This window comes from Xylophilus sp. ASV27 (assembly GCF_016428875.1).
Lineage (GTDB): Bacteria > Pseudomonadota > Gammaproteobacteria > Burkholderiales > Burkholderiaceae_C > Xylophilus.
Window position 1 is genome coordinate 1 of sequence record NZ_JAELTO010000076.1, and the last position, 23,309, is coordinate 23,309.

Genomic DNA, 23,309 nt, shown 5'->3' on the forward strand with positions numbered 1-23,309 from the left:
CCCCCCCCCCCCCCCCCCCCCCCCCCCCCCCCCCCCCCCCCCCCCCCCCCCCCCCCCCCCCCCCCCCCCCCCCCCCCCCCCCCCCCCCCCCCCCCCCCCCCCCCCCCCCCCCCCCCCCCCCCCCCGTTTAGATGTGTATAAGAGACAGGGCCGCGCCAGCAGGTCTTGCACGCCCAGGCGGATGCTGCCGACGGCCGAGGTGCCGACCGGCGCCCAGGCGGCGGTCTGCGGATCGTCGGTCAACTACACCAGCGGGGCGCCTTCGGGCAGGTGCGGGCCGAAACCTTCGACGTGGTAGGTGAAGGCCGGCGCGCCCAGCGCAAACACCAGGTCGTGGCCGGCGAGCAGGCCGACGATCTTCTCGCGCATGGCGGGCAGGAAGCCGGCGAACTGCGGGTGGTCTTCGGCAAAGCCTCAGCGGCCTGACATGGGCGCGACGAAGACGGCGGCGCGGTGCCGCTCGGCCAGCGCGCGCACCGCCTCCCAGGCGCCATTGCGGTCCACCGCCGCGCCCACGACGAAGGCCGGGCGCCGCGCCGCATCCAGCGCCGCGCCGATCTGCGCCAGCACGGCAGGCTCGGGCCGGTGCTCACGGTGCGCGGCGCCACCGGCTCGCAGCGCCGGCTCCAGTCGTCGGCCGGGATCGAGACCAGCACCGGCCCCTGCGGCCGCTGCATGGCCATGTAGTAGGCGCGCGCGATGGCCAGCGGCACGTCTTCGGCGCGCGCCGGCTCGATGCTCCACTTGACGTAGGGCTTGGGCAGCTCGGCCGCCTGGCCCTAGGACAGGAACGGGTCGAACGGCGGGATCGAGCGTGCCTGCTGGCCCGCGGTGATCACCATCGGCGTGCGGTTCCTGAAGGCCGTGAAGATGTTGCCCATGGCGTGGCCCACGCCCGCGGCCGAATGCAGGTTGACGAAGGCCGCATTGCGCTCGGCCTGCGCATAGCCGTCGGCCATGCCCACCACCACCGATTCCTGCAGGCCCAGCACGTAGCGGAAGTCCTCCGGGAAATCGAGGAACAGCGGCGGCTCGGTCGAGCCCGGGTTGCCGAAGACGGTGCGCATGCCGAAGGCACGCAGCAGGCCGAGCACGGCTTCGCGCACCGTGGTGGACGCGGCGGCAGCGAGGGAGGAAGGGGGCAGGGCGCCGGGATGGGACATGAGGCAATGCGGGAAACAGAAGGAAAACACCGGCGTGCCGAAGCAGACGTGGGGCCAGTGTGCAAGGCGCCGCAGCATCCATCAACAAAATGAGCCCACTATCCAATATCAATCTCATGCATATCAACGAGATCGACCTCAATCTGCTGCGCCTGTTCGACACGGTGCAGCGCACCGGCAACGTCAGCCGCGCGGCCGAGGCGCTGAACCTCACGCAGCCCGCGGCCAGCCAGGGCCTGTCGCGGCTGCGCGGGCTGCTGCACGATCCGCTGTTCGTGCGCGCGGCCGGCGGCGTCGCGCCCACGCAGCGCGCGCAGCGCATGGCCGGCGTGGTGCGCCGCGCGCTGGCGGCGCTGGAGCAGACGATAGGCGAGACCGGCCAATTCGACCCGCTGCTGTCGCGGCGCAGCTTCCGCTTGCACATGAGCGACATCGTCGAAGGGCGCTTCCTGCCGGAGTTGAGGGCCGGGCTGCGGCAGCGCGCGCAGCAGGTGCGCCTGGAGACCGCGCCGCCGCCGGTTGCCGAGATCGCCGCCGCGCTCGACAGCGGCCGCATCGACCTGGCCGTGGGCTACCTGCCGGAGGTGCGCGACACGCAGCGCGCTACATCGTGCTGCTGCGCCAGGGCCACCCGTTCGCGCGCAGGCGCCGCAGCGCCGAGTCCCTGATGGCCGACCTGCACACGCTGGACTTCGTGGCCGTGCGCTGCCACGCCGACACGCTGCGCATCCTGCAACTGCTGCGCCTGGAAGACCGGCTGCGCCTGGTGCCGTAACACTTCATGTTGCTGCTCTCCATCGTGCGCGCCACCGACCTGACCGTGGTCATGCCGCGCAACATCGCGCGCAACTTCGCGGGGGAGGGCGGCTACGCCATCGTCGAGCCCGAGTTCCCGCTGCGCGACTTCTTCGTGGGCCTGCACTGGAGCCGGCGCTTCGAATCCGACTCCGGCAATGCCTGGCTGCGCGGGTGATGGTGGAGTTGTTCAGGGAGCCGCGGGAGAGTGAGCCCGGCAGTCGAATGCTCCAGGGGGTCTCTTCTTAAGACGACTGAGTCAGGTGCTGCGCAGCTTCTGCGCGTAGCGGAAGCGGTCTGCCGGATAGAGGCTCACGGTGCAGTACAGCGAGCCCTCGGTGCGCGAGACGAAGCGGTGCACCACGCGCAACGCGGGCATGAGGGGCTGAGCGTCCAGCACCTCGGCAATGTCCTGCGGCAGTTCTGCGGCCCCGATTTCCTGCTCGATGTCGTCGAAGCTGACACCGAAGCGCTCGGCCAGCAGCGCATACACCGGCCCGGGCTTGCGGCCGATGCGCGGCAACACGGCTTTGAAGCGTGGTCGCAGATAGTACTCGGTCCATGAGATGGGCACAGTGCTGTGCTCCGGCGTCCGAGCCGCCTGGATGCGCAGCCAGCGTTCGCCGACCGCACAGCCCAGCTCCCGCGCCTGCTCGGGCGAGGCAAGCACCTCTTCGCGCCGCAGCACCCTTACCAGCGTGGAGTCGAGAAAGGCCAGCAGTTCCGACAGGCGTCCCACCGACACCGTATAGCCGGTCTGGCGCGATGCCGCGGTGACCACCGTTCCTATGCGCGCGCGGCGCGATACCACGCCGTCCGCCTCGAGTTGCGCCAGCGCTGCGCGCACCGTGAAGCGGCTCACCTGAAAGCGCGCGCACAGTTCGGCCTCCGTCGGCAGGCGAGCGCCCACCGCCCAGTGGCCTTCCTGGATCTCGCTCCGCAACTCGCGAACGATTACTTGATAGGCGGGTACGCGACCGTGGGAACTCTCTCCTGCTTCTCCTTCGGGAGGCTGCGCGCTTACGGTTCTTTTCATGGCGGGCAGCTTAACGCATGGCTTGTGCTTGACATCTCCATTGATAGTTTTATAGTCCGGACAATTAAATTAAATGCATACAAATGGAGGCATCAATGCAAGGCATCATCAGCGTCTCGGCTGCCGTTGAGGAGGCACGGGTACACCAGGACTTGCTGCGCATCGAGCGCGAAGCCGACCCCTACCTCGAGGTCGCGGCGCTGGCGCGTGCAACCGACGCGGGCCCCGTAGTGCTGTTCGACCAGCTGCGCGGGCAGGCAGGCCAGCGCATTGTCACCAACCTGTTCAGCGACCGTCGGCGCATTGCGCGCTGGTGCGGCGTTGAGCCCCATGACCTCCCGCGTATGCTGGCCGACGCGGCGCTGAACCCGGTGCCGCCGTGCGAGGTGGCCGAGGCTGCGAGCCAGCAGCATGTGATCACGAGTGGCATCGACCTGTTCAAGACCCTGCCCCTTGCGCAGCAGACCGCGCAGGACGCGGGCTGCGTGATCACTGGCGGACTTGCTCTGGTGCGCGATCCGGACACCGGCGTGTTCAACGGCTCGTACCACCGGATGCGCGTGCTTGGCGCGGACCGCACCTGCATCACCATTCAGGCCGGCCGCCATTTGCTGGAGATCGCGCGCAAGCTGCGAGCCAGGGGCGAGCGGCGCGTTCCGATTAGCGTAAACATCGGCGCCGGCCCCGCGGCGCTGCTGGCCTGTTCGGGCAGCACGCAGCAGACGCTCACCCCTTTGGGCTATGACGAACTGGGCATGGCCGGCGCACTGCAGCGCCAGAGCGTGGGTGTGGTGCGCTGCCGCAGCCTGGAGGGCGCCTGGGCGCTGTCCGAGGCCGAATACGTGCTGGAGGGCTACTTCGACACGGACCGGCTCGTATCCGAGGAGGATTCGGGCAAGGATGGCGAGAAGGGCATGATGCCCGAGGCGGGCGGCTACATGGGCCGCGCGTGGAAGGTGTGGGAGTTCAAGGTCACTGCCATCACACACCGCCCCGACCCTGTGTACTGGTTCCCGCTGGCCATCAACGCGGAGACCACCAACCTGATGGCGCTGCCGGCCGAGGCGTCGGTGTATGACGCCTGCCGTCGCATCAGCCCGCGCTTGTTCGACACCTGTCACGTGCTGCAGGCCATGCGCGGCTGCCTTGGCGTGGTGATCCGCATCCGGCGCAAGAGCTTTCGCGACGAGGGATTGCAGAACAACCTCGCCTTCGGCGCGCTGTCGGCGCATTCGGACCTGGGCTGGGTGATCGCGGTGGACCACGATATCGACTTGACCAACTCCGATGACGTGCTGTGGGCGGCGATCACGCGCGCCGACATGCGCGACGGCCTCATGCTCACGCCGCGCGCCAAGGTCAGCGGCATGCTGTCAGAGGGGGATGCGGCCGGAACCGGGCGCAAGGTCTACATCGACGCCACGGCGCCATTCCAGCGCGCCGACCGCTACCAGCGGGGGCATTTCGAAGCCGTGGACCTGAAGCAATGGCTTGGCGCTGAAGCAGCGCTGCGACTGCGTGCGCGCCAGCCCGACTATCTCAAGTCGCTGCTCGCACGCGGCTACTGAACATATCTCCTCTGCATCAATGAAAGGTCTGCCATGAGCGATATACAGAGCCCCGACAAGTCCTTCAACTGGGCCAAATTCCAGGCGCACCTGGGCTATACCGACGAGGAGATGGCCGAGTTCCGCGCCGATGATCGCCGGCGCAAGGCGGCCGAGGCCATTCCCGCGGCCAACCGCCGCACCATCGTCGCCACTGTGATGTCCAGCCACGGCTGCGCCGCGGGCTTCAAGGTGGGTGACACCATCGAAGTCAGCGGCGCCGGCGTGGTCAAGTCGTGCAACGTCTGCATCTATGCCGTGGCCCCGATGACCATTCACGCGGCCATGGCGCACGACCGCATTGCTGAGGGGCTCGATCCCAACGGCATGTGGTTCAACACCTTCAGTTGCCAGGACGGAGGCTTCTGCAATGGCAGTTGGGGTCAGGTGTGCTTCAAGGTGTGCGTGGAATGAGCGCGCAGCCTGCCTGCCGGCGCATTGTCGTGGGCATTACAGGGGCCAGCGGTAGCGCCTACGGCATTCGCCTGCTGGAAATGCTGCGCTTGGTGCCCGGCGTGGAGAAGCACCTGATCATCAGCAGGTCCGCGCGCCAGACGCTGCAACTCGAAACCTCCGTGTCCCTGGAGGAGGCCGAGGCCCTGGCTGATGTCGTCCACTCGAGCACCGACATCGGGGCAGCGATCTCCTCTGGCTCGTTCCGCGTGCATGCGATGGTCGTCGCGCCGTGTTCGATCAAGACCATGTCCAACCTGGCCTGGGGCAACACGGGCGAACTGATTGCGCGCGCGGCCGACGTGGCCCTCAAGGAGCGCCGCCGCGTGGTACTGATGCTGCGCGAGACGCCGCTGCACGCTGGCCACATCGAAAGCATGCTGCGCGTGACGCAGGCCGGGGCCATCGTGTTCCCGCCCGTGCCGGCGTTCTACAACCGGCCACAGAGCGTGGCCGACATCGTGGATCACAGCGTGATGCGCTGCCTTGACCTGATCGACGTGGAATGCGAAGCCGCACCGCGCTGGCGTGAAACCAGCCGCCGCCTGCTCGCGGCACGCTCCGCCACTCACTCTACTGGAATCACCGCATGAGCGCTCCGCTCCCAGCCATTGCCACCGACCACCAGGCGCTGGTCGACCAGATCCAGAAGCACCTGCGCCTGCGCAGCACGCCGCTGGCCCTGCAGTTGTTCGAGACCGTGGACGCCATGCGCCAGATCCGAGGCATCCGCTGGCCTGCCGCCGACACGCGGTTCTCGATGTGTCAGCTCATCGGCCAGGCCCGCTGGCTGGGCTGGACATTGGGTGCCACGCATGAGAACGTGCCGGCCGACAGCAACTGCGGCGGCGTTATGGGCCTGAACGCTCCGGGTGCGAAATACCTCGACGGCAGCATGTTCCACGGCGTGTGGTTCGCCACCATCGAGGCATCGCGGGATCACCAGTCCCAGATGCCGCGCGTGCCGCATGGCAAGTACGTCGGTGTTGCCATCTCGCCACTGGCGAGCAATCGCCTCGATGCGCCCGACACCGTGCTCGTCTACGCCACGCCGGGGCAGATGATGTTGCTCATCAACGCCTTGCAGCACCGCAGCTATGTGCGCTACCAGTTCGGCACCACCGGCGAGTCTGCCTGCGCCGACAGTTGGGGTGCTGGGCTCGCCACGCGCGAGCCCAGCCTGTCTCTACCGTGCTTCGCCGAGCGGCGCTTCGGAGGTGTGCAGGATGACGAACTGCTGATCGCTCTGCAGCTCTCGCACCTTCAGGAAATCGCCATGGGGCTGGACTGGCTTGCAAGCCACGGCATCCGCTACCCCATCGCGCCCTATGGTGTGCAGTGCGACCCGACGACGGCGTTCCAGGTCAGCTACGCCGGGAAGCTGTGATGCAGCAGATGCCACTGCCCGCCGCCTCGCTGCGGCCGCTGTTCGCGCCGCGCTCCATTGCCTTCATCGGTCTGTCCGAAAGGGACCAGGCCCCCGCAACGCGCGGCCTGCGCCACTGCCGACGGCTGGGTTTCTCCGGCGAATTGTTCGCCGTCAACCCCAAGCACGCCAGCCTGCACGGGCTGGCCTGCCACTCCTCGATTTCCGCGATCGGCCGGCCTGTGGACCTTGCGGTGGTGGCGCTCGATGCCACCGCCAGCCTGGACGCGGTGGCCGACTGCGTGGCGGCCGGCGCGGGCGCTGTCATGGTCTGCAGCGCAGGCTGGGGCGAATCGGGCCCCGAGGGGATGGACCGTTCCCAGGCGCTTGCCGCGTTGCTGCGCCAGGGCCGCACCCGCTTGCTCGGCCCCAACTGCATCGGCCTGGGCAACGCGGCTGCGGGGCTGTGCATGGCCTACAACAGCTCGTTCGAGCACATCGCGTTCCGTTATCGCTGGCCCGTCGGCATAGTGTGCCAGAGCGGCGCCATGCTCGGCGGCATGCTGCTCAACGCGGAAGATGCCGGCTTCGGCGTGGAGGCCTTCGTCCATGTGGGCAATGGCCTGGACATCGCGCTTGAGGAGGCCGCAGCCCATATGCTCGAGCGTGACGACATCCAGGCCCTGGCGCTGATGGTCGAAGGACTGAGCGTCGGCGGCGGCTTCGAGGCGCTGGCGCTGCAGGCGCGCGACGCGGGCAAGCGCATCGCAGTGTTCAAGGCCGGCCGCTCCGACGCCGGGCGCCAGGCCGTGGCCTCGCACACCGGGGCGATCGCGGGCTCGGACGAGCTGTTCGATGCCTTTTGCGAAGGGCTTGGCGTACTGCGCGTGCGCGAGCCCGAAGACCTGCTGCCCTGTGCGGCCATGCTCTCGCGATGGAGCGGCGCGCGCGGACGTGGCGTGCTGGTGTGTTCGCTGTCGGGAGGCGCGGCCTCGGTGCTGGCTGATGACCTGACCGAGCATGCGCTGGAGCTGCCCATGCCCGCGCCTGCCACGGCGGCTGCCTGCGAAGCGCTGGCACCCGCGCTGTTGCGCGCGGGCAACCCGTTGGATGTGGGCAGCACGGTGTTTTCCGATCCCGCCATCGCAGGCCGTGCGTTGCAACTCGCCTGCGCCGACCCGGGCGTGGATGCCGCGTGCTGGGTCGGCGTGGGGGCGCCGCGCGATGCACGCTCGCAGGCGCTGCTGCAGGACGCCGTGGCGCAACTGGCCGGCAGCGGCAAGCCCTCGGTGGTCGTGGCGCTTTCCGGCCATGCGCAGGAGTCGGGTTTTGCGCCCGCGCGCGTAGCCGGCATACCGGTGGCGCGCAGCATGCGCGCTGCTTCGGTGCTGCTGTCTGCCGCGCTTCACGGGGCACCGCGCGCAGAGCAGGCGCCGCGCCCGGCGGCAGCACACGCCGTGCCCTTGCCCATGCCCGAGAACGAAGCTCGCGCGCTGCTGCGCGCGTATGGTCTGCCCGTGCTGCCCAGCGAAGTGGTGGACACGCCCGAGGCTGCCGAGCGCTGTGCCCAGGCCATGCCTGCGCCGCTCGTGCTCAAGGGGTTGGTGCCGGGCGTGGCGCACAAGACCGAGGCCGGACTGGTGGCGCTCGGCCTGCCCACGCCCGAGGCGGTGGGCGACGCCGCGCGATCCATGCGCAAGCGGCATCCGGCGCTCTCCGGCTTCTCGCTCGAATGCATGGTCTCGGGCGGCATCGAGACGATGGCGGGCGTGCGCAATGATCCGCAACTCGGCCCCATGCTGGCCTTCGGCCTGGGCGGCATCGGTGTCGAGTTGCTGGGCGACGTTGCGTTCCGCCGCTGTCCGGTGGATCGGGCCGGAGCGCTGGCATTGATCGGGAAAACGCGCGCGGGGGCGCTGCTGCACGGCTTTCGCGGCAAGCCCGCAGCGGACGTTGAGGCACTGGCTGACGCGCTGGTGGCGCTGTCGCGCTTCGCGCACACACACCGGGCCGAGATTTCCGAGGTCGAGATCAATCCCCTGATCGTGCTGGAGGCCGGCCACGGCGTCCATGCGGTCGATGCGCTGGTGGTGCGCAGCAACACCGCCGAACCCCTACAGAGGAGACATCCATGCAACGCCGCACGCTGATTCAGGCTCTCACCGCCTGTACGGCCCTGCCTCTCGCCACGCAGGCCCAGGTCTATCCTGCCCGGCCCGTGCGCATCATCAACCCCTTCGCCGCAGGCGGTGCGCTGGACCAACTGGCACGGCTGTTGGCGCAGCAACTCACCCCGCTGCTTGGACAGCCTTTCCTTGTGGAGAACCGCACCGGCGCAGGCGGCAATATCGGAGCAGAGTACGTAGCCAAAAGCCCGGCCGATGGCTACACGCTGGTCATGGGGTCGAGCGCGACGCATGGCATCAACCCCAGCCTCTATGGTGCCGCCTTGCCGTTCGATCCCGTGAAGGACTTCGCGACCGTCTCCGTCGCCGTGGTGCAGAAGAACGTGTTGGTCGTGAATTCCTCGGTCCCTGCGCATTCGGTGCTGGAGCTGATCTCCATGGCTCGTGCCCAGCCCGGAAAGCTGACCTTCGGTTCCGCCGGCGCAGGTACCTCGCAGCATCTGTCAGGTGAACTGTTCAAGGCCCTGGCCAAGGTGGATCTGTTGCATGTGCCCTACAAAGGCAGTGCCCAGGCCATGCAGGACCTGCTCGGTGGACAGGTCACGATGTTGTTCGTTGACATTCCCACCGCCTTGGCGCATATCCGCTCAGGCCGGCTGCGCGCGCTGGGCCTGACCGCAGCAGAGCCATCACCGGCCCTGCCCGAGGTGCAGCCCCTGGCCCGACAAGGCCTGCCGGACTTCGATCTCAAGGCCTGGTATGGCGTGCTTGCACCGGCAGGCACGCCCGTGCAGATCACCAGCCGTGTCAGTGCCGCCGTCGTAGAGATCCTGCGCGATGCCAAGGTGCGTGAACACCTGCTGGGCATAGGTATGGAGCCCCTGGCGCTCAACCCCGATGAGTCGGCTCGCTACCTCTCAACCGAACTGCGAAGATGGGCCGACGTCGTGCGCTTGTCGGGCGCCAAGATCTGATTCAATCTCCAGCGTCAGTGAGGCAGTGCCATGTTCGCGTGGAAAAACCGGACCTGCAGCCCCACCGGCGAAAATCCCGCCCATGCACCCCCCCGTTCCGCCCCCCCGCCAGCCCCGCAACCCCCTGCACGGCCTGACGCTGGAGACGATCGTCACGGCACTGGCCGAGCACTACGGCTGGGAGGAGCTGGGCCACCTGATCCCGGTGCGCTGCTTCACGCACGACCCGAGCATCGGCTCCAGCCTCAGGTTCCTGCGCAAGACGCCCTGGGCGCGCGAGAAGGTGGAGAGCCTCTACCTCTTCATGCTGCGCGACATCCGCCGCGCGCAGCGGGACGCGTGAATCAGCCGCGCTGCACGGACAGCCGGCCGGCATCGCGGCCGCAGGCCAGCGCGGCCAGCGCCAGCAGCAGCGCGGCAGTGCCGTAGATCCAGACCGACGGCAGCACCGGCAGCAGCAGCCCGGCCGCCAGCGGCCCGGTGCCCGCGCCGATGTCGCGCCAGACCGAGCGCGCCGCCAGCGCCTGCACCCGTTCCGGCCCCGGGTGGCGGTGCGCGACGATGGGTGCGAGCAGCGGCAACTGCAGCGCGCGCAGCACCACGATGACCGCGGCGCAGCTCCACAGCCAGCCGGCGCCAAAGCCCAGCAGCGCGATGCAGGTCAGCAGCGACAGGCTCACCAGCAGTTGCTCGGCGCCCCAGCGCTCGGCCATGCGGCCGCCCACCGGGCTCAGCACGATCTCGGCCAGGTAGCGCAGGGCCAGCAGCACGCCGGCCACCACCACCGCGCTGCCGGGCAGCAGGTCCTTGCCGAGGAAGGACAGCCCGATGACGAACAGGCCGTCGAGCGTGAAGCCCTCCATGAAGGACCAGGCGTCCAGGCTGTTGGGCCGCTTCATGCGCCGCCTGGCGGTGGCCACGGCCGGGTGGCGGTTGAAGGGCAACTGCCGCACCACCATCAGCCCGGCGAGCGCGACCACGGCCAGCACCACGAAGATCGCGCGGGGGCCGGCCCACTGCGCCAGCAGTGCGCCCAGCGGCAGCGCCAGCACCGGCCCCATCGCGATGAAGGCGCGCGAGCGGCCCGAGCGCCGGGCCGCGCCCGCTGCCTCCGCCGTGGCCAGCGCCTGGGTCGCCAGGTTGAGCGCCGCGAACGACAGGCCCCACAGCAGGCGCAGCGGCAGCAGCAGCCAGAAGCCCGACAGCGTGGCGTAACCCAGCGCGCAGACCACGCTGGCCAGCACGGCCAGCGTGCAGGTCGGCCGGTCGCCGCGCCGGGCATAGAAGCGCGCCACCCAGCCGTAACCTGCAATGCGCACCAGCCGATTGGCCGCCAGCAGCATGCCGGCCTGCGCCAGGGTCACGCCAAAGCTGTCGGCGTACATGGGCAGCAGCAGGTACAGCACCGTGTCGGTCGGCAGCGCCACGCCGAGCGCGAGGGCGGCATGGCGCGAGTCGCGGTCGGCCTGCGGGTGCGTGGGGGCAGAAGACATGGCCGGCATGCTGCGCGCGCGGGGCTCGGCCGACAAGCGACATTACCGCCGCCCATGCGTGCAAGAATCGCACGCATGTCACGTCGCCTGCCGCCGCTCAACGCCGTCCGCGCCTTCGTCGCCGCCGCGCGGCACCAGAGCTTCACCCGCGCCGCGGCGGAGCTCCACGTGACCCACAGCGCGGTCAGCCGCCAGATCAAGGCGCTGGAGGCGCACCTGGGCGTGGCCCTGTTCGAGCGGCGCATCCGCCAGGTGGCGCTCACCGCCGAAGGCCAGCAGTTCTTCGGCGAGGCCGGCGCCGCACTCGATCAGATCGGCGCCGCCGCCCAGGCCGTGATGGCGCGCGCGCCGGTGCGCGCGGTGCGCATCAACGTGCGGCCATCCTTTGCCGTGCGCTGGCTGATCCCGCACCTGCCGGCCTTCGTCGAGCAGTACCCGGCCATCGAGCCGCAGGTCATCACCAGCACCGCCGCGCCGGCCCGGGCGCTCGACGGCTTCGACGTCGCCATCCGGCGCGGGCTGGAGGGCTGGCCCCCGTCGATCCAGGTGCGGCCGTTCCTGGAGGACGAGGTGCAGGTGGTGGGCGCGCCGGCGTTGCTGCGCTCCCTGCCGGTGGACACGCCGCGCGCGCTGGCGGCCCACGTGCAACTGTCGGCCCGCACCCGCAAGCAGGACTGGGACGACTGGCGCAGGCAGGCGGGCGTACCGCGCCTGCGGCCCGCGGGGCGCCTGCAGTTCGACCACCTGCACCTGGTGCTGCAGGCCGCCGTCGACGGGCTGGGCCTGGCCATGGGCCCGACCTCGCTGGTGGCGCACGACCTTGCATCGGGCCGCCTGGAGTCGCCGCTGCCGCATCTGCGCATGCCCCTGCAGCGCTACTACTACGGCCTGGCGCCGGGCGCGGGCGCCGAGGCGCTGCTGTTCGCCGAATGGCTGGAAGGGGTGCGCCGTAGCGAGCGTTTTTGAGTAAAAAGTGCCTGTAGCCCAGGTGGTATCTGGGCTATGTGCTATCTATTTGATAGTTTTGCATGGAGGGCGGGGTGCTCAGTCGGCCTTGATGTCTTCCCTCTGGATGATGTCCCTGAAGAACGCGTTGTCGGCGCGCACCCGCTGCTCGAAGGCGGCGGGGGGCTCGTAGTCGGGGTACATCGACGAGAGCAGCATCTGCTCGCGCACGCCCGGTCCGGACATGGCCTTGCGGGCTTCCTCCGCCATGCGGGCCACGATGGCCGGCGGGGTGCCGCGCGGGGCGAACATGCCGAACCAGCTGCGCGTGTCCATGTCGAAGCCCTGCTCCTTGAGCGTCGGCACTTCGGGCAGTTCGGGGTTGCGCTCGGGGTTGGTGGTGGCCAGCCCCTTGAGCTCGCCGGCCTTGACGCGCGGCAGGGTCACCGGGTCGTACATCAGGTCGATGCGCCCGCCCATGAGGTCGGTCATGGACTCCACCGATCCCTTGTAGGGCACGTGCACCACCTCGATGCCGGCCTGCTTCTGCAGCAGGACGCCGGTCAGGTGCACGATGCTGCCGACACCGTTCGAGGCGAAGGTGTACTTTCCGGGCGCAGCGCGTGCGGCGACGACGAACTCCCGGTAGGTGTTGAAGGGCGCGTCCTTGCGCGTCGTGATCAGGCCGTAGCTGGAGGTCAGCTTGGCCACGGGCGCGAAGTCCTCCGGGCGGAAGCTGACCTTGCGCAGCCATGGCGACACCACCACGGTGGCTGTGGGCGCGACGAAGAAATTGTAGCCGTCGGGTGCCGCCCGGGCCGCGAACTCGGTGCCCAGCGTGGCGCCGGCGCCTGGCTTGTTGTCGACGATTACCGGCCTGCCGATCGAGCGGGAGATGCGGTCGGCAACAAAACGCGTGATCTGGTCGGACAGCCCGCCGGGCGGGTAGGGCGTGACGAAGTGCAGGGGCTTGTCCGGCCAGCCCGCGGGCACGGCACCTTGCGCCCAGGCCGACGTGGCGGCACTGGCCGCGGCAGCGATGCAGAAGAGGCGTCGGGAGGTCATGGCGTGCGCTCCTCGGTGGCGGGCTACCGGCCGGTGAAGCGGGGTGCGCGCTTCTCGCGGAACGAGGCCACGCCTTCCTGGATGTCGGCGCTGCCGGAGATGCCGTCGAGCATGGCGCGCTGCGGATAGTACTGCTCGGTCGGTGACCGGGGCAGGGTGTGGCGGGCGATGGATTTCATGGCCTGCACCACCAGCGGGGCATTGGCTGCGATCTTGGCGGCGGTCTCCAGCGCCACGGCCGTCGCCCGGCCCTTGGGTACGACGCGGTTGACCAGGCCGATCTCGTAGGCGCGCTGGGCCGTCATCGGGTCGCCGGTCATCAGCCACTCGAGGCCGGCCTTGTACTGCATGCGCGGCGGGAAGCCGGCCATCACGCCTGCGAACGCGCCGATCTTGGCCTCGGGGTAGATGAACTGCGCCTGCTCCTCGGCCACCGCCATGTCGGCCAGCATCACCATGGTGGCACCGGCGCCGACCGCGAAGCCGCCGACCGCGCAGATGATCGGCTTGTCGCAGGGCACCGACAGATTGGGCATGGACAGCCAGACATCGCGTGGCAGGTCCTTCAGGTCGGCCCCGGCCGAGAAGGCCTGCTCGCCGGCCGCGCCCAGCACCGCGACGCGGTCGTCCTCGCGGGCGAAGCGCTTCCAGGCCGCGTGCAGGCCCTGCACGACCTCGTTGTTGATCGCGTTGCGCGCGTCGGCCCGGTCGATGGTGATGCGGGCGATGCCGTCCTTGGATTCGTAGGCGATGGCACTCATGCGGGATGTCTCCGTTCGTCTTGTGGGAAAGGGGTCAGGCCAGGGTGGCGCGGGCGTCGGCCGCCGCGATGCGGCCGCCGGCGATGAAGAGCGGGTTGATGTCGAGCTCGCGCAGCCGGCCGCCGCACGCGGCCGCCAGCGCGCCCAGCCGCACCAGTGCATCGGCGATGGCATCCAGGTCGGCCGGCGGCCGGCCACGGTAGCCGGCCAGCAGCGGCCGGCTCTTGAGCGCATCGAGCATGCGGCGCGCCGTGGCATGCGACAGCGGCGCAGGCGCCAGCTGCACGTCCTTCAGCAGCTCCACCAGCACGCCGCCGGCACCTACCATCACCATTGCGCCGAAGTCCGGATCGTGCTGGATGCCCAGTATCAGCTCGGTATCGGCCTTCCACATCTCCGTGACCAGGTAGCCGTCGAGGGCGGCCACGCCGGCGGCCTGGGCCGCCGCGGCGATGGCCGCGCAGGCGGACCGCACCGCATCGTCGCCCTGCACCCCGAGCCTGACCGCACCGATGTCGCTCTTGTGCACGATCCGCGCGCTGACCGCCTTGATGGCCACCGCACCGCCCAGCGACCGCGCCGCGTCCACCGCCTGTTCGGCCGTGGCGGCGAACTGCCAGCGGGTGGTGGGAATGCCGGCGGCCTCGACCAGCCGGCGCGCATCGGGCTCGGTGACGAAGCCCGCGGCCAGGCCGGCCGGCATCACCGGTGCCGGGCCCGGGTGCGGCGGCGCCTCGGGGGCGCTGCGCAGGGCCAGCACGGCGGCGACTTTCAGCGCGTCGTGCGGGCTGTCGAAGAAGCCGGCGCCGGCATCGCGCAGCAGGCGCCTGGCGGGCTCGCCGTGGTTGCCGGCACCCTGCACGAACAGCAGGGGCTTGCCGCTGCGCGTGCCGGCCGACAGCGCCGCGTCCACTACGCGCTCCTGCTGCGGCTGCGTGGTGAGCAGCAGGATGCCGGCGCCCACTGCCTCGTCCGCCATGGCGCGGTCGAGTGCGATGCCGACCGAGCCGCCGGCCACTTCCGGGTCTGGCGGGCAGGCGTGGTTGAGCATGCCGAAGTCCAGCGGCAGTTCGCGGTGCGTGGCGGGCAGCACGGGCGCGAGCGCCTCGCGGGTCTGCGGCGCCAGCCGCGGCAGCTCCAGGCCTTCGGCCTCCAGTGCATCGGCCAGCAGCGCGCCGCCGCCGCCCGAGCCGGAGAACACGGCCACGCCGCGCGAGGTGGCACGCTTGCCGCGTTGCAGCACCTGGGCGCCGTGCAGCAGGTCGTAGATGGTCTCGAACAGGTAGACGCCCCAGCGCCGGCAGGTCGCCTCGAAGGTGGGCCACGCGCCGGCGAGGCTGGCGGTGTGGGAGGCGGCCGCGCGTGCACCGGCTTCGCTGCGCCCCGACTTGGCGATGCATACCGGTTTGCCGACGGCCGCCGCGCGCTCCAGCAGCGCAACGAAACGCGGCGCGTCCTTGACCGCCTCCATGTAGAGGCAGGCGACATCGGTGGCCGGGTCGTCGATCAGGTACTCGAAGAAGTCGTTGAGGTCCAGGTCGGCCTGGTTGCCCACCGACACCGTGGAGGAGAAGCCCGCGCCCACGTCCACCCCGCGCGACAGCATCGCGCCCATCAGCGCCCCGCTCTGGCTGGCCAGGCCGATGCCGCCGACCGGCAGCCGGTCGATGGAGCCCATCACCACGCCCGTGGTGGCGGCCAGGTTGTGGTGGGCATTCATCAGGCCCATGCAGTTCGGGCCGATCAGGCGCACCCCGCCGGCGCGGGCAAGCGCCACCAGTTCCTGCTCGGCCTGGCGCCCGGCCGGCCCGGTCTCGGCGAAGCCGGCGGTGATGCACAGCGCGCAACCGATCTGCTTGGCCACGCAATCCTCGATGGCGCTACGCACGTGCTCGCGCGGCACCAGCAGCAGGGCCAGGTCCACCGGCCCCGGGCAGTCCTGCAGGCTGGCGTAGGCCGGCAGGCCCAGCAGGCGGTCGGCCCGGGCGTTGATGGGGTAGAGCGCGCCGTCGTGCCGGTGCCGCAGCATGTAGCGCAGCAGGCGGCCGCCCCACTTTTCTTCGCTCTCCGACGCGCCGACGATGGCGACCGAACGGGGATGCAGGATCTGGCGGACCGACTGGAGGGGCTGGACGGCGGCCGGCGTGGCGGGAGAGGTGGGCATGGCAGTGGGCGGGATGGGTGGGAGGTGGAGGACGTGGAGGCCGAGCGTCAGTTCCTGCGCACGCCGATGGCGGGCAGCAGTTCCTCGTACATCTTCTGGTCGGACTGCATGCCCTGCCTGAACTCTTCCGGGCTCTGCCAGGCGGCGATCGAGTTGGCCCGCAGGAATTCCTCCTGCACCGTCCTGTGGTTCACGACCTTGCGCAGCGCGTCGGACAGCCTGGCCACCACCGCGCGCGGCGTGCCGCGCGGCGCGAGCACGCCCCAGCCGGCACCCTTGGTGGTTGCGATGTCGAAGCCGGCCTCCTTCAGCGTCGGCACGGCGGGCAGCTCCGGATGGCGCTGGCGGTAGAAGGTGGCGAGCGGCACGATGCGGCCGGCCTTGACCATGGGCGTGGCCGCGCCGTCGATCACGAAGTCGATGTCGCCGGCCACCAGCGCATTCACGGCGTCGGCCGAGCCACGGAAGGGCACGTGCAGCACCTGGATGCCGGTGTCGCGCGACAGCGTGCCGCCGTAAACATGGCCGGCCGATGCCTCGCCGGCCGAGCCGAAGGACAGCTTGCCGGGGTTGTGGCGCGCGTACTCGATGAACTGCCGCATGTCCTTGACCGGCAGCGTCTTGCGCACGGCCATGACCGCGACATAGTCGGCCACACCCCCGATGGACTCGAAGCTGTCCAGGCTGTAGCTGAGCTTGCGCAGGTTGGGCAGCACGGTGAAGCTGGAGGCCGCGCCGAGCAGCAGCGTGTAGCCGTCGGGCTGCGCGTTGGCGACGAACTCGGTGCCGATCTGCGTGGTGCCGCCGGGCTTGTCGTCCACGAAAACGCTGCCGCCCAGTGCCCGCCCCAGGTGCTCGGCGACGATGCGGCCGAGGATGTCCGACGAACCTCCCGGCGGGAACGGCACCACCATGCGGATCGGCCGCGCGGGCCAGGCGTCCTGCGCCGGTGCCGGCAGGGACAACAGGGGCAGCAGGCCCGCGCCGATCAAGCGGAGCGCGGTGCGGCGTGTCCGGCGCTGCGGACGGGGGATCGGAAGCATGGCGGTCTCCTTCTTGTGGGTATGTCGATCCGGGAACCTGGTGTGCCGGGCTGCCGGTCTATGGCGAGGCGCGCGGCGGGCGCTGCAGGCCGTCGCGGTAGCGCGCCAGCCGGCCGGCCAGGCCGGGCCGGCCCGCGGAGCGCACCAGTGCTGCCAGGTCGGCGTCGCGGGCATCGGGCCGGGCGGCGGCGCGCAGCGCGGCGTAGGTGCCAACGCCGACCGACAGCGGCGCCATATGGGCGCGCCACGCTCCCGGCTGCGAGCGGCCGGTGGCCAGGCCGTCGCGCAGGGCGGCGTCGGCGTCGAGCAGCGCGCCGGTGGACACCCATTCCAGTGCCCGGTCTTCGCCCACGCGCTGCGCGAGCCGCCGGGTGCCCAGCACGATGCCGAACGCCGCGCCAGGAAAGCGCAGTTGCGCATCCGCCGCCAGCAGCCGCAGGTCGCAGGTGGCGAACAGGTCCGCTCCCGCGCCGAAGGCACGCCCTTGCGCCAATGCCACCGTGCGCAGCGGTGCATGCCACAGCAGCGACAGCAGATGCTCCACGCGCACAAGGCGCCACAGCAGCGGGCCATCAGCCGCGGGGCCGGGCGCCAGGTCCGCCGTGGCGGGCAGGCCGCCCAGGTCGAAGCCGGTGCAGAAGTCGGCCCCTTCGGCGCCCAGCACCAGGGTGTGCAATGCCGTGTCGGCGATGCAGTCCTCGACCGCGGTGATCAGGGCCTCCACCAGTTCCGGTCCCAGGGCGTTGCCCCGTGTGGCGTGCTGCAGGGTCAGCACGGCCACGCCATCCTCGCGCTGCAGGCCGATCACGGGCGGCCCTCCGCCAGGGTGCCGCGCACTGCGGCCGAGCGGTCCCACAGGTTGGGGACGCTGGCCGCCGAATAGCCCGACACGAATGGCCGTGCCGCGCCGGTGGCCCGGTCGAACACATGCCGGGCCACCGCGCCGATGTTGCCTCCGTAGACATGGATGCTGATGGAGCTGCGATCGGCATGGGCGTTGGCCACCTGGTGGATGTCGCCGGTGGCCGGCGACACCAGTTCGATGTCGCCCGGGTCCAGCCGCTGCGCCTGGCCCTCGGGGACGAGGCCGGCCGCCGGGTCCAGGCGGAAGCGCTGACCCGTTTCCGCGCCGCGCAGCATGCCGATCAGGCCCCAGACGGTATGGTCGTGCACGGGCGTGCACTGGCCCGGGCCCCAGACGAAGCTCACCACGCTGAAGCGCTCCAGCGGATCGCAGTGCAGCAGGTACTGGCAGTAGTGGTCGGGGTGCGGCCGCGCGCAATACGCGGGCAGCCAGCCGTCATCGGCGATCAGCCGGGACAGCAGGGGCCGCAAGGCCGCGACGCGGGCGGCTTCTGCCATGGGCTGGCCGGCCAGCGCCGTGGCGGCGATGACGAAGTCGCGCAGCGGCGCCATGGCGTCGGCCGGCGGGTTCGGGCGACGGCTTGTCATGTCAAGGCGTCCTGGCTGGCCGTCTGCATGGCCCAGTGCCGCCGCAGGCCGGCGCCGTGCTCGTCGAGCGCCGGCGGCCGCGTATCGACGCCCAACGCCGCGCCGTCGAAGCGCACCGGACATCCCACGGTGCGCGTGGCCACGCCATTGGGCAGCGTCATGGGCTGGACCAGTTGCAGGTGTGCGGTCTGCGCATCGGCGAGGGCATCGCCGTACTGGTTGATCGGGGCCGAGGGCACCCCCGCGGCGGCAAAACGCTGTACCCACTCGGCCGCGCCGGCGCTGGCGAAGACGGGCTCCAGCAGCCCCCGCAACGCGTCCTGGTGCGTGGCGCGCAGAGAGGGCGAGCCAAACCGCGCATCCTCCAGCAGCGCCTGCGTGCCCGCCACCGCACACACCGAGCGCCACAGCCTGTCGTTGCCGGCGGCGATGGCGAACCAGCCATCGGCGCAGCGGAAGCTCTGGTACGGCGCATTGCGTGGGTGGGCCGAGCCGAGCCGCCGCGGATTGCGCCCGGTGCCGAAGTACTCGCTGGTCTGCAGCGCTCCGACGGCCAGGGTGGTGGCGAACATCGGCACATCGATGTGGCCGCCGCGCCCTGCCGCCCCGCCCGCGCGAAGGCGCAGCAGCGCGGCCGCGATGGCATAGGCGGCATACAGGCCGGCCGTGAAGTCGGAGATCGGCACGCCGCACTTGGCCGGCTCGCCGTCGGCAGGGCCGGTCACGCTCATCACGCCGGCAGCGGCCTGCATGGTCAGGTCGAACCCGCCCTCGTGCGCCCGCGGCCCGCTCTGGCCGTAGGCCGAGACCGAGCAGTAGACCAGCGATGGCTTGCGCTGCCGGAACCATTCCCAGCCGAGGCCCAGGCGGTCCATGGCGCCGGCCCGGTTGTTCTCCAGCAGCACGTCGGCGTCGAGCACCAGTGCGCGCGCCATGGCGAGGTCCTCGGGCCGCTTCAGGTCGAGCGCGACGGAGCGCTTGCCACGGTTGAGCGAGGCGAAGTTCTCCGAGAAGCCCTCTGTGATCGGCGGCCACTGGCGCAGGGTGTCGCCGTCCGGCGGCTCGACCTTGGTCACCTGCGCGCCGAAGTCGGACAGCAGCATGCCGCAGAAAGGGCCGGCGGCCACGTGGCAGAACTCGACCACGCGGATGCCCTCCAGCGGCAGGGGCTGGCGCTCTGCCTGTGCGTCTTCGGTCTGCTGCGGTCGCGTGCGTTCGTGCATGCGTTTGTCTCCGGTGCGGTGTTGCGGCAAATCGTAGAGTCATTCCGGATTTAAAAACACGTGTTCTGTATTTGGGAACAACTCTAGAATGCCGGCATCACGCAAGGAGGTCTGCCATGAACAACACCCTCACCCACGGGCTGCGCCTGCTGGAGACCCTGGCCGGCCGCGACGCGCCGGTGGGCGTGAGCGAACTGGCCCTGCTGCTGGACATGGGCAAAAGCAATGTCCACCGCACGCTGCAGGCGCTGGTGGAGCTGGGCTACGTCGTCAACGAGGACGGGCGCGGCCTGTACCGGCCTTCGCTCAAGGTCTGGGAGATCGGCGCGCGCGTGATCGCACGGCTCGACGTGCGCGCCGCGGCGGCGCCGGCCATGCACTGGTTGCTGGACGAGACGCGCGAGACGGTGCACCTGTCGGTGCTCGACGGCACGCAGGTGGTCTACATCGACAAGCTCGACAGCCCCGAGCCGGTACGCGCCTACAGCGAGATCGGCGGCCGGGCGCCGGCCTACTGCGTGGCCACGGGCAAGGTGCTGATGGCCTGGCGCGAGCGCCACCTGCAGCAGCGCGATGCCGAGGCGCCCCTGCGCGAGGCGCACACCCCCAGCACCATCACGGACGCCGCCGAGCTGGCGCGCGAGTTCGAGCGCGTGCGCACCCAGGGCTACGCGGTCAACCGCGGCGAGTGGCGGGCCAGCGTCTGGGGCATCGCCGCGCCGATCCGTGACGGCACGCAGCGCGTGGTCTCCGCCATCGGGCTGTCAGGCCCCGCCACCCGGCTCCGGCCGCAGCGCATCAAGCCGCTGGCGCAACTGGTGATCGAGGCGGCGCGGCGGGTGTCCACCGCGATCGGCATGCAGGACGCAGCGCTGTCCGGGCGGTGACACCGCGCTGCGCGCGACGGGTTCAGTGCGCCGGCAACCGACCCAGCGCCCGCAGAACGTTCTCCGCCGTCGCCGGCGCTTCCAACTGCAAGGGCTGGGCCTTGTCGTGCGCTCCGCGCGCCGCCGCCACCGCGTCGCGCAGCGCCTCGTACACGCTGATGGCCAGCATGAAGGGCGGCTCGCCCACGGCCTTGCTGCCGAAGACGTTGTCTTCGCGGTTGGGCTCGGGCCAGAGGTCGACCTTGAAATGCTCGGGGATGTCGCCGGTGGCGGGGATCTTGTAGGTGCTGGGCGCGTGGGTGCTGAGCAGGCCCTTGTCGTTCCACACCAGTTGCTCGGTGGTGAGCCAGCCCATGCCCTGCACGAAGCCGCCTTCGATCTGGCCGATGTCGATGGCAGGGTTGATGCTGCGGCCGACGTCGTGGAGGATGTCGACCTTCAGCACGCGGCTCTCGCCGGTGAGGGTGTCGATGACGACCTCGGTGGCGGCTGCGCCGTAGGCGAAGTAGTAGAAGGGCCGGCCGGTGAGGGTGTGCTTGTCATAGTGGATCTTGGGCGTGCGGTAGAAGCCGTCGCTCCACAGTTGGATGCGGTTGGCATAGGCCATGCCCACGACTTCGTCGAAGCTGCGCGTGCGCGTGGGCGAGATGACCCGCCCGTCCTCGAAGCGGATGGCGCCGGCGCCGCAGCCGTCCAGGCCGCAGACGAAGCTCGCCAGGTTGTCGCGCACGTTGCGCGCGGCGAATTGCGCGGCGCGGCCGTTCAGGTCGGTGCCGCTGCTGGCGGCGGTGGCGCTGGCGTTGGGCACCTTGCCGGTGTCGCTGGCGGTGACCAGCACGCGGTGGAAGGGCACGCCCAGTTCGTCGGCCACGATCTGCGCCACCTTGGTGTTCAGGCCCTGCCCCATTTCGGTGCCGCCGTGGTTCACCTGCACGCTGCCGTCGGTGTAGACGTGCACCAGCGCGCCGGCTTGGTTGAACAGCGTGGCGGTGAAGGAGATGCCGAACTTCACCGGCGTGATCGCCAACCCGCGCTTCATCACCGGCTGCGCCGCGTTCCAGGCCTTGATCGCTGCCTGCCGCTGCCGGTACCGGGCGGTCTGCTCCAGCCGGGACAGCAGGGGCTGCAGGATGTTGTCCTCGACCTGCATCTGGTAGTGGGTGACGTTGCGCTCGGTGATGCCGTAGAGGTTGCGCATGCGCACGTCGAAGGCGTCGTGCCCCAGGTGGCGCGCGATGTCGCCGAGGATGGCCTCGATCACGATCACGCCCTGCGGCCCGCCGAAGCCGCGGAAGGCGGTGTGGCTCTGGGTGTTGGTCTTGCAGCGGTAGCTGCGGATCACCACGTCGCTCAGGAAGTAGGCGTTGTCCGCGTGGAACACGGCGCGGTCGGCCACCGGGCCCGAGAGGTCGGCGCTGAAGCCGCAGTTGGCCAGCATGGTCAGGTCCAGCGCGGTGATGCGGCCGCTGTCGTCGAAGCCCACCCGCCAGTCGTAGGCAAACGGGTGGCGCTTGCCGGTGACCATGAAGTCGTCGTCGCGGTCGAGCCGCAGCTTGACCGGGTAGCCGGTCTTGCGCGCGGCCAGCGCGGCCCACACGGCCAGGTGGCCGGCCTGGGTTTCCTTGCCGCCGAAGCCGCCGCCCATGCGCCGGCATTCGACCCGCACCGCATGGTTGTCGATGCCCAGCGCATGCGCCACCCAGTGCTGCACCTCGCCCGGGTGCTGGGTGCTGGAGTGGATCCACCACTGGTTCTGCTCCAGCGGCAGCGCGTAGGCGACCTGGCCTTCGAGGTAGAAGTGCTCCTGGCCGCCGACTTCCAGCGTGCCCGAGAGCACGTGCGGCGCGTCCCGCAGGGCGCGCTCGGGGTCGCCGCGCCGCACCGTCACCGGCGGCAGCACGTAGCTCTGCGCGGCATGCGCCTGGCGCGGCGACAGCACGGCGGGCAGGGGCTCGATGTCCAGCACCACCTTGCGCGCGGCGCGGCGCGCCTGCATCACCGTCTCGGCCACCACCACGCCGACGACCTGGCCGATGTGCTGCACGGTATCGAAGGCGAACACCGGCTCGTCATGGCTGAAGGCCGCCAGCAGCCTGTCGCCGGGAATGTCATCGGCCAGCAGCACGTCGCGCACGCCGGGCATGGCCAGCGCCGCGGCCGCGTCCACGCCGCGCAGCCGGCCATGCGCCACGCTGGAGAGGATGGGCGCCGCATACAGCGTGCCGCGCACCTCGGGGATGTCGTCGACGTAGGTGGCGCCGCCGGCGACCTGGGCGCGCGCGCTTTCGTGCGGATGCGAGCGGCCGGCCGCGTGCGCGGCGGCCTCGGGCGTGCCGGGCAGGGTGCTCAGCTCGGGCGAATATTCCTTGGCGTTCATGCGGCCTCCGTGATCGACAGCGTGTCCAGACTGACCTGCTGCAGCCCCTGGCTCTCCAGCCAGTAGCGCCGCAGCAGGCTGGCCAGCAGCGCGCGCCGGTAGGCGCTCGATGCGCGCATGTCGGAGATCGGCTGGAACTCCGCCTGCAGCGCCTCGCCCGCGGCCTGCGCGGCGGCGGCCGTCCACGGCTGGCCGGCCAGCGCCGCCTCGGCCCTGTCTCTTATACACATCTGACGCTGCCGACGAAGAGAACCTAGTGTAGATGTCGGTGGGGGGGGGGTGGGGGGGGGGGGGGGGGGGGGGGGGGGGGGGGGGGGGGGGGGGGGGGGGGGGGGGGGGGGGGGGGGGGGGGGGGGGGGGGGGGGGGGGGGGGGGGGGG

The 23,309-nt window shown here is 70.7% G+C and carries 19 protein-coding genes and 3 pseudogenes; 10 read left to right on the forward strand and 12 right to left on the reverse strand.

Going from position 1 to position 23,309, the window contains the following annotated elements; genetic code table 11:
• Window positions 1-147: 147 nt before the first annotated feature.
• A pseudogene (mdlC, locus tag JHD63_RS15570) lies at window positions 148-1,163 on the reverse strand (benzoylformate decarboxylase); the annotation flags it as partial.
• 116 nt (window positions 1,164-1,279) lie between these two features.
• Here mdlC and JHD63_RS15575 point away from each other — a divergent pair.
• Window positions 1,280-2,207 (forward strand): annotated as a pseudogene (locus JHD63_RS15575) (LysR family transcriptional regulator).
• 10 nt (window positions 2,208-2,217) lie between these two features.
• Here JHD63_RS15575 and JHD63_RS15580 read toward each other — a convergent pair.
• Entirely contained in the window at window positions 2,218-2,994 is a 777-nt protein-coding gene (locus tag JHD63_RS15580; RefSeq protein ID WP_255519296.1) for a GntR family transcriptional regulator, read from the reverse strand.
• Between the two features lie 95 nt (window positions 2,995-3,089).
• Between JHD63_RS15580 and JHD63_RS15585 the strand changes: the two genes are divergently transcribed.
• The 7 genes from JHD63_RS15585 to JHD63_RS15615 all read left to right on the forward strand — a co-directional run bounded on the left by JHD63_RS15585 (window position 3,090) and on the right by JHD63_RS15615 (window position 9,863).
• Window positions 3,090-4,562, forward strand: coding sequence for a UbiD family decarboxylase (locus JHD63_RS15585; protein WP_198971725.1), 1,473 nt, complete (start codon window positions 3,090-3,092; stop codon window positions 4,560-4,562).
• Window positions 4,563-4,595: 33 nt separating this feature from the next.
• Window positions 4,596-5,015 (forward strand): hypothetical protein, encoded by a 420-nt coding sequence (locus tag JHD63_RS15590; protein WP_198971726.1) that lies wholly within the window; start codon window positions 4,596-4,598, stop codon window positions 5,013-5,015.
• A complete protein-coding gene (locus tag JHD63_RS15595) occupies window positions 5,012-5,647 on the forward strand; it encodes a UbiX family flavin prenyltransferase (RefSeq protein ID WP_198971727.1) in 636 nt (211 codons plus the stop codon). The genes JHD63_RS15590 and JHD63_RS15595 overlap by 4 nt, the downstream gene beginning before the upstream one ends.
• Window positions 5,644-6,441, forward strand: a complete 798-nt coding sequence (locus JHD63_RS15600) for a DUF169 domain-containing protein (RefSeq protein ID WP_198971728.1) — start codon at window positions 5,644-5,646, stop codon at window positions 6,439-6,441. Before JHD63_RS15595 ends, JHD63_RS15600 begins: the two co-directional genes overlap by 4 nt.
• Window positions 6,441-8,570: an acetate--CoA ligase family protein gene (locus JHD63_RS15605; RefSeq protein ID WP_198971729.1), complete on the forward strand. Its 2,130-nt coding sequence runs from the start codon at window positions 6,441-6,443 to the stop codon at window positions 8,568-8,570. The genes JHD63_RS15600 and JHD63_RS15605 overlap by 1 nt, the downstream gene beginning before the upstream one ends.
• Window positions 8,552-9,520 (forward strand): Bug family tripartite tricarboxylate transporter substrate binding protein, encoded by a 969-nt coding sequence (locus tag JHD63_RS15610; protein WP_198971730.1) that lies wholly within the window; start codon window positions 8,552-8,554, stop codon window positions 9,518-9,520. The genes JHD63_RS15605 and JHD63_RS15610 overlap by 19 nt, the downstream gene beginning before the upstream one ends.
• An 82-nt stretch (window positions 9,521-9,602) precedes the next feature.
• Complete coding sequence (locus JHD63_RS15615) at window positions 9,603-9,863, forward strand: VF530 family protein (RefSeq protein WP_198971731.1); 261 nt, start codon at window positions 9,603-9,605, stop codon at window positions 9,861-9,863.
• 1 nt (window position 9,864) lies between these two features.
• Here JHD63_RS15615 and JHD63_RS15620 read toward each other — a convergent pair whose 3' ends face one another.
• Window positions 9,865-11,013: an MFS transporter gene (locus JHD63_RS15620; RefSeq protein WP_370590537.1), complete on the reverse strand. Its 1,149-nt coding sequence runs from the start codon at window positions 11,011-11,013 to the stop codon at window positions 9,865-9,867.
• Between the two features lie 75 nt (window positions 11,014-11,088).
• Here JHD63_RS15620 and JHD63_RS15625 point away from each other — a divergent pair, with 75 nt between their 5' ends.
• A complete protein-coding gene (locus JHD63_RS15625) occupies window positions 11,089-11,979 on the forward strand; it encodes a LysR substrate-binding domain-containing protein (RefSeq protein ID WP_198971732.1) in 891 nt (296 codons plus the stop codon).
• Window positions 11,980-12,057: 78 nt separating this feature from the next.
• On the opposite strand, the gene JHD63_RS15630 is transcribed toward JHD63_RS15625, so the two are convergent.
• From JHD63_RS15630 to JHD63_RS15660, 7 genes are read right to left on the reverse strand one after another with little or no spacing between them, the layout of a single operon-like run.
• Window positions 12,058-13,023 carry a tripartite tricarboxylate transporter substrate binding protein gene (locus JHD63_RS15630; protein WP_198971733.1) on the reverse strand — a complete coding sequence of 322 codons (966 nt, stop codon included), beginning with the start codon at window positions 13,021-13,023 and terminating at the stop codon, window positions 12,058-12,060.
• A 23-nt stretch (window positions 13,024-13,046) separates the two neighbouring features.
• Window positions 13,047-13,784, reverse strand: a complete 738-nt coding sequence (locus JHD63_RS15635; protein ID WP_198971734.1) for an enoyl-CoA hydratase/isomerase family protein — start codon at window positions 13,782-13,784, stop codon at window positions 13,047-13,049.
• A gap of 34 nt (window positions 13,785-13,818) precedes the next feature.
• A complete protein-coding gene (locus JHD63_RS15640) occupies window positions 13,819-15,948 on the reverse strand; it encodes an acetate--CoA ligase family protein (protein WP_198971735.1) in 2,130 nt (709 codons plus the stop codon).
• A gap of 47 nt (window positions 15,949-15,995) precedes the next feature.
• Complete coding sequence (locus tag JHD63_RS15645; protein ID WP_198971736.1) at window positions 15,996-16,991, reverse strand: Bug family tripartite tricarboxylate transporter substrate binding protein; 996 nt, start codon at window positions 16,989-16,991, stop codon at window positions 15,996-15,998.
• Between the two features lie 58 nt (window positions 16,992-17,049).
• Entirely contained in the window at window positions 17,050-17,799 is a 750-nt protein-coding gene (locus tag JHD63_RS15650) for an enoyl-CoA hydratase/isomerase family protein (protein WP_198971737.1), read from the reverse strand.
• Window positions 17,796-18,443, reverse strand: coding sequence for a cysteine dioxygenase family protein (locus tag JHD63_RS15655; protein WP_233168237.1), 648 nt, complete (start codon window positions 18,441-18,443; stop codon window positions 17,796-17,798). Before JHD63_RS15655 ends, JHD63_RS15650 begins: the two co-directional genes overlap by 4 nt.
• Window positions 18,440-19,666 carry a CaiB/BaiF CoA transferase family protein gene (locus JHD63_RS15660; protein WP_198971738.1) on the reverse strand — a complete coding sequence of 409 codons (1,227 nt, stop codon included), beginning with the start codon at window positions 19,664-19,666 and terminating at the stop codon, window positions 18,440-18,442. The genes JHD63_RS15655 and JHD63_RS15660 overlap by 4 nt, the downstream gene beginning before the upstream one ends.
• A gap of 116 nt (window positions 19,667-19,782) precedes the next feature.
• Here JHD63_RS15660 and JHD63_RS15665 point away from each other — a divergent pair, with 116 nt between their 5' ends.
• A complete protein-coding gene (locus JHD63_RS15665) occupies window positions 19,783-20,553 on the forward strand; it encodes an IclR family transcriptional regulator (protein WP_198971739.1) in 771 nt (256 codons plus the stop codon).
• A 22-nt stretch (window positions 20,554-20,575) separates the two neighbouring features.
• On the opposite strand, the gene xdhB is transcribed toward JHD63_RS15665, so the two are convergent.
• Entirely contained in the window at window positions 20,576-22,930 is a 2,355-nt protein-coding gene (gene xdhB, locus JHD63_RS15670) for a xanthine dehydrogenase molybdopterin binding subunit (protein WP_198971740.1), read from the reverse strand.
• Window positions 22,927-23,309: pseudogene (locus JHD63_RS15675) on the reverse strand (hypothetical protein); the annotation flags it as partial. The pseudogene JHD63_RS15675 and the gene xdhB, both read right to left, overlap by 4 nt.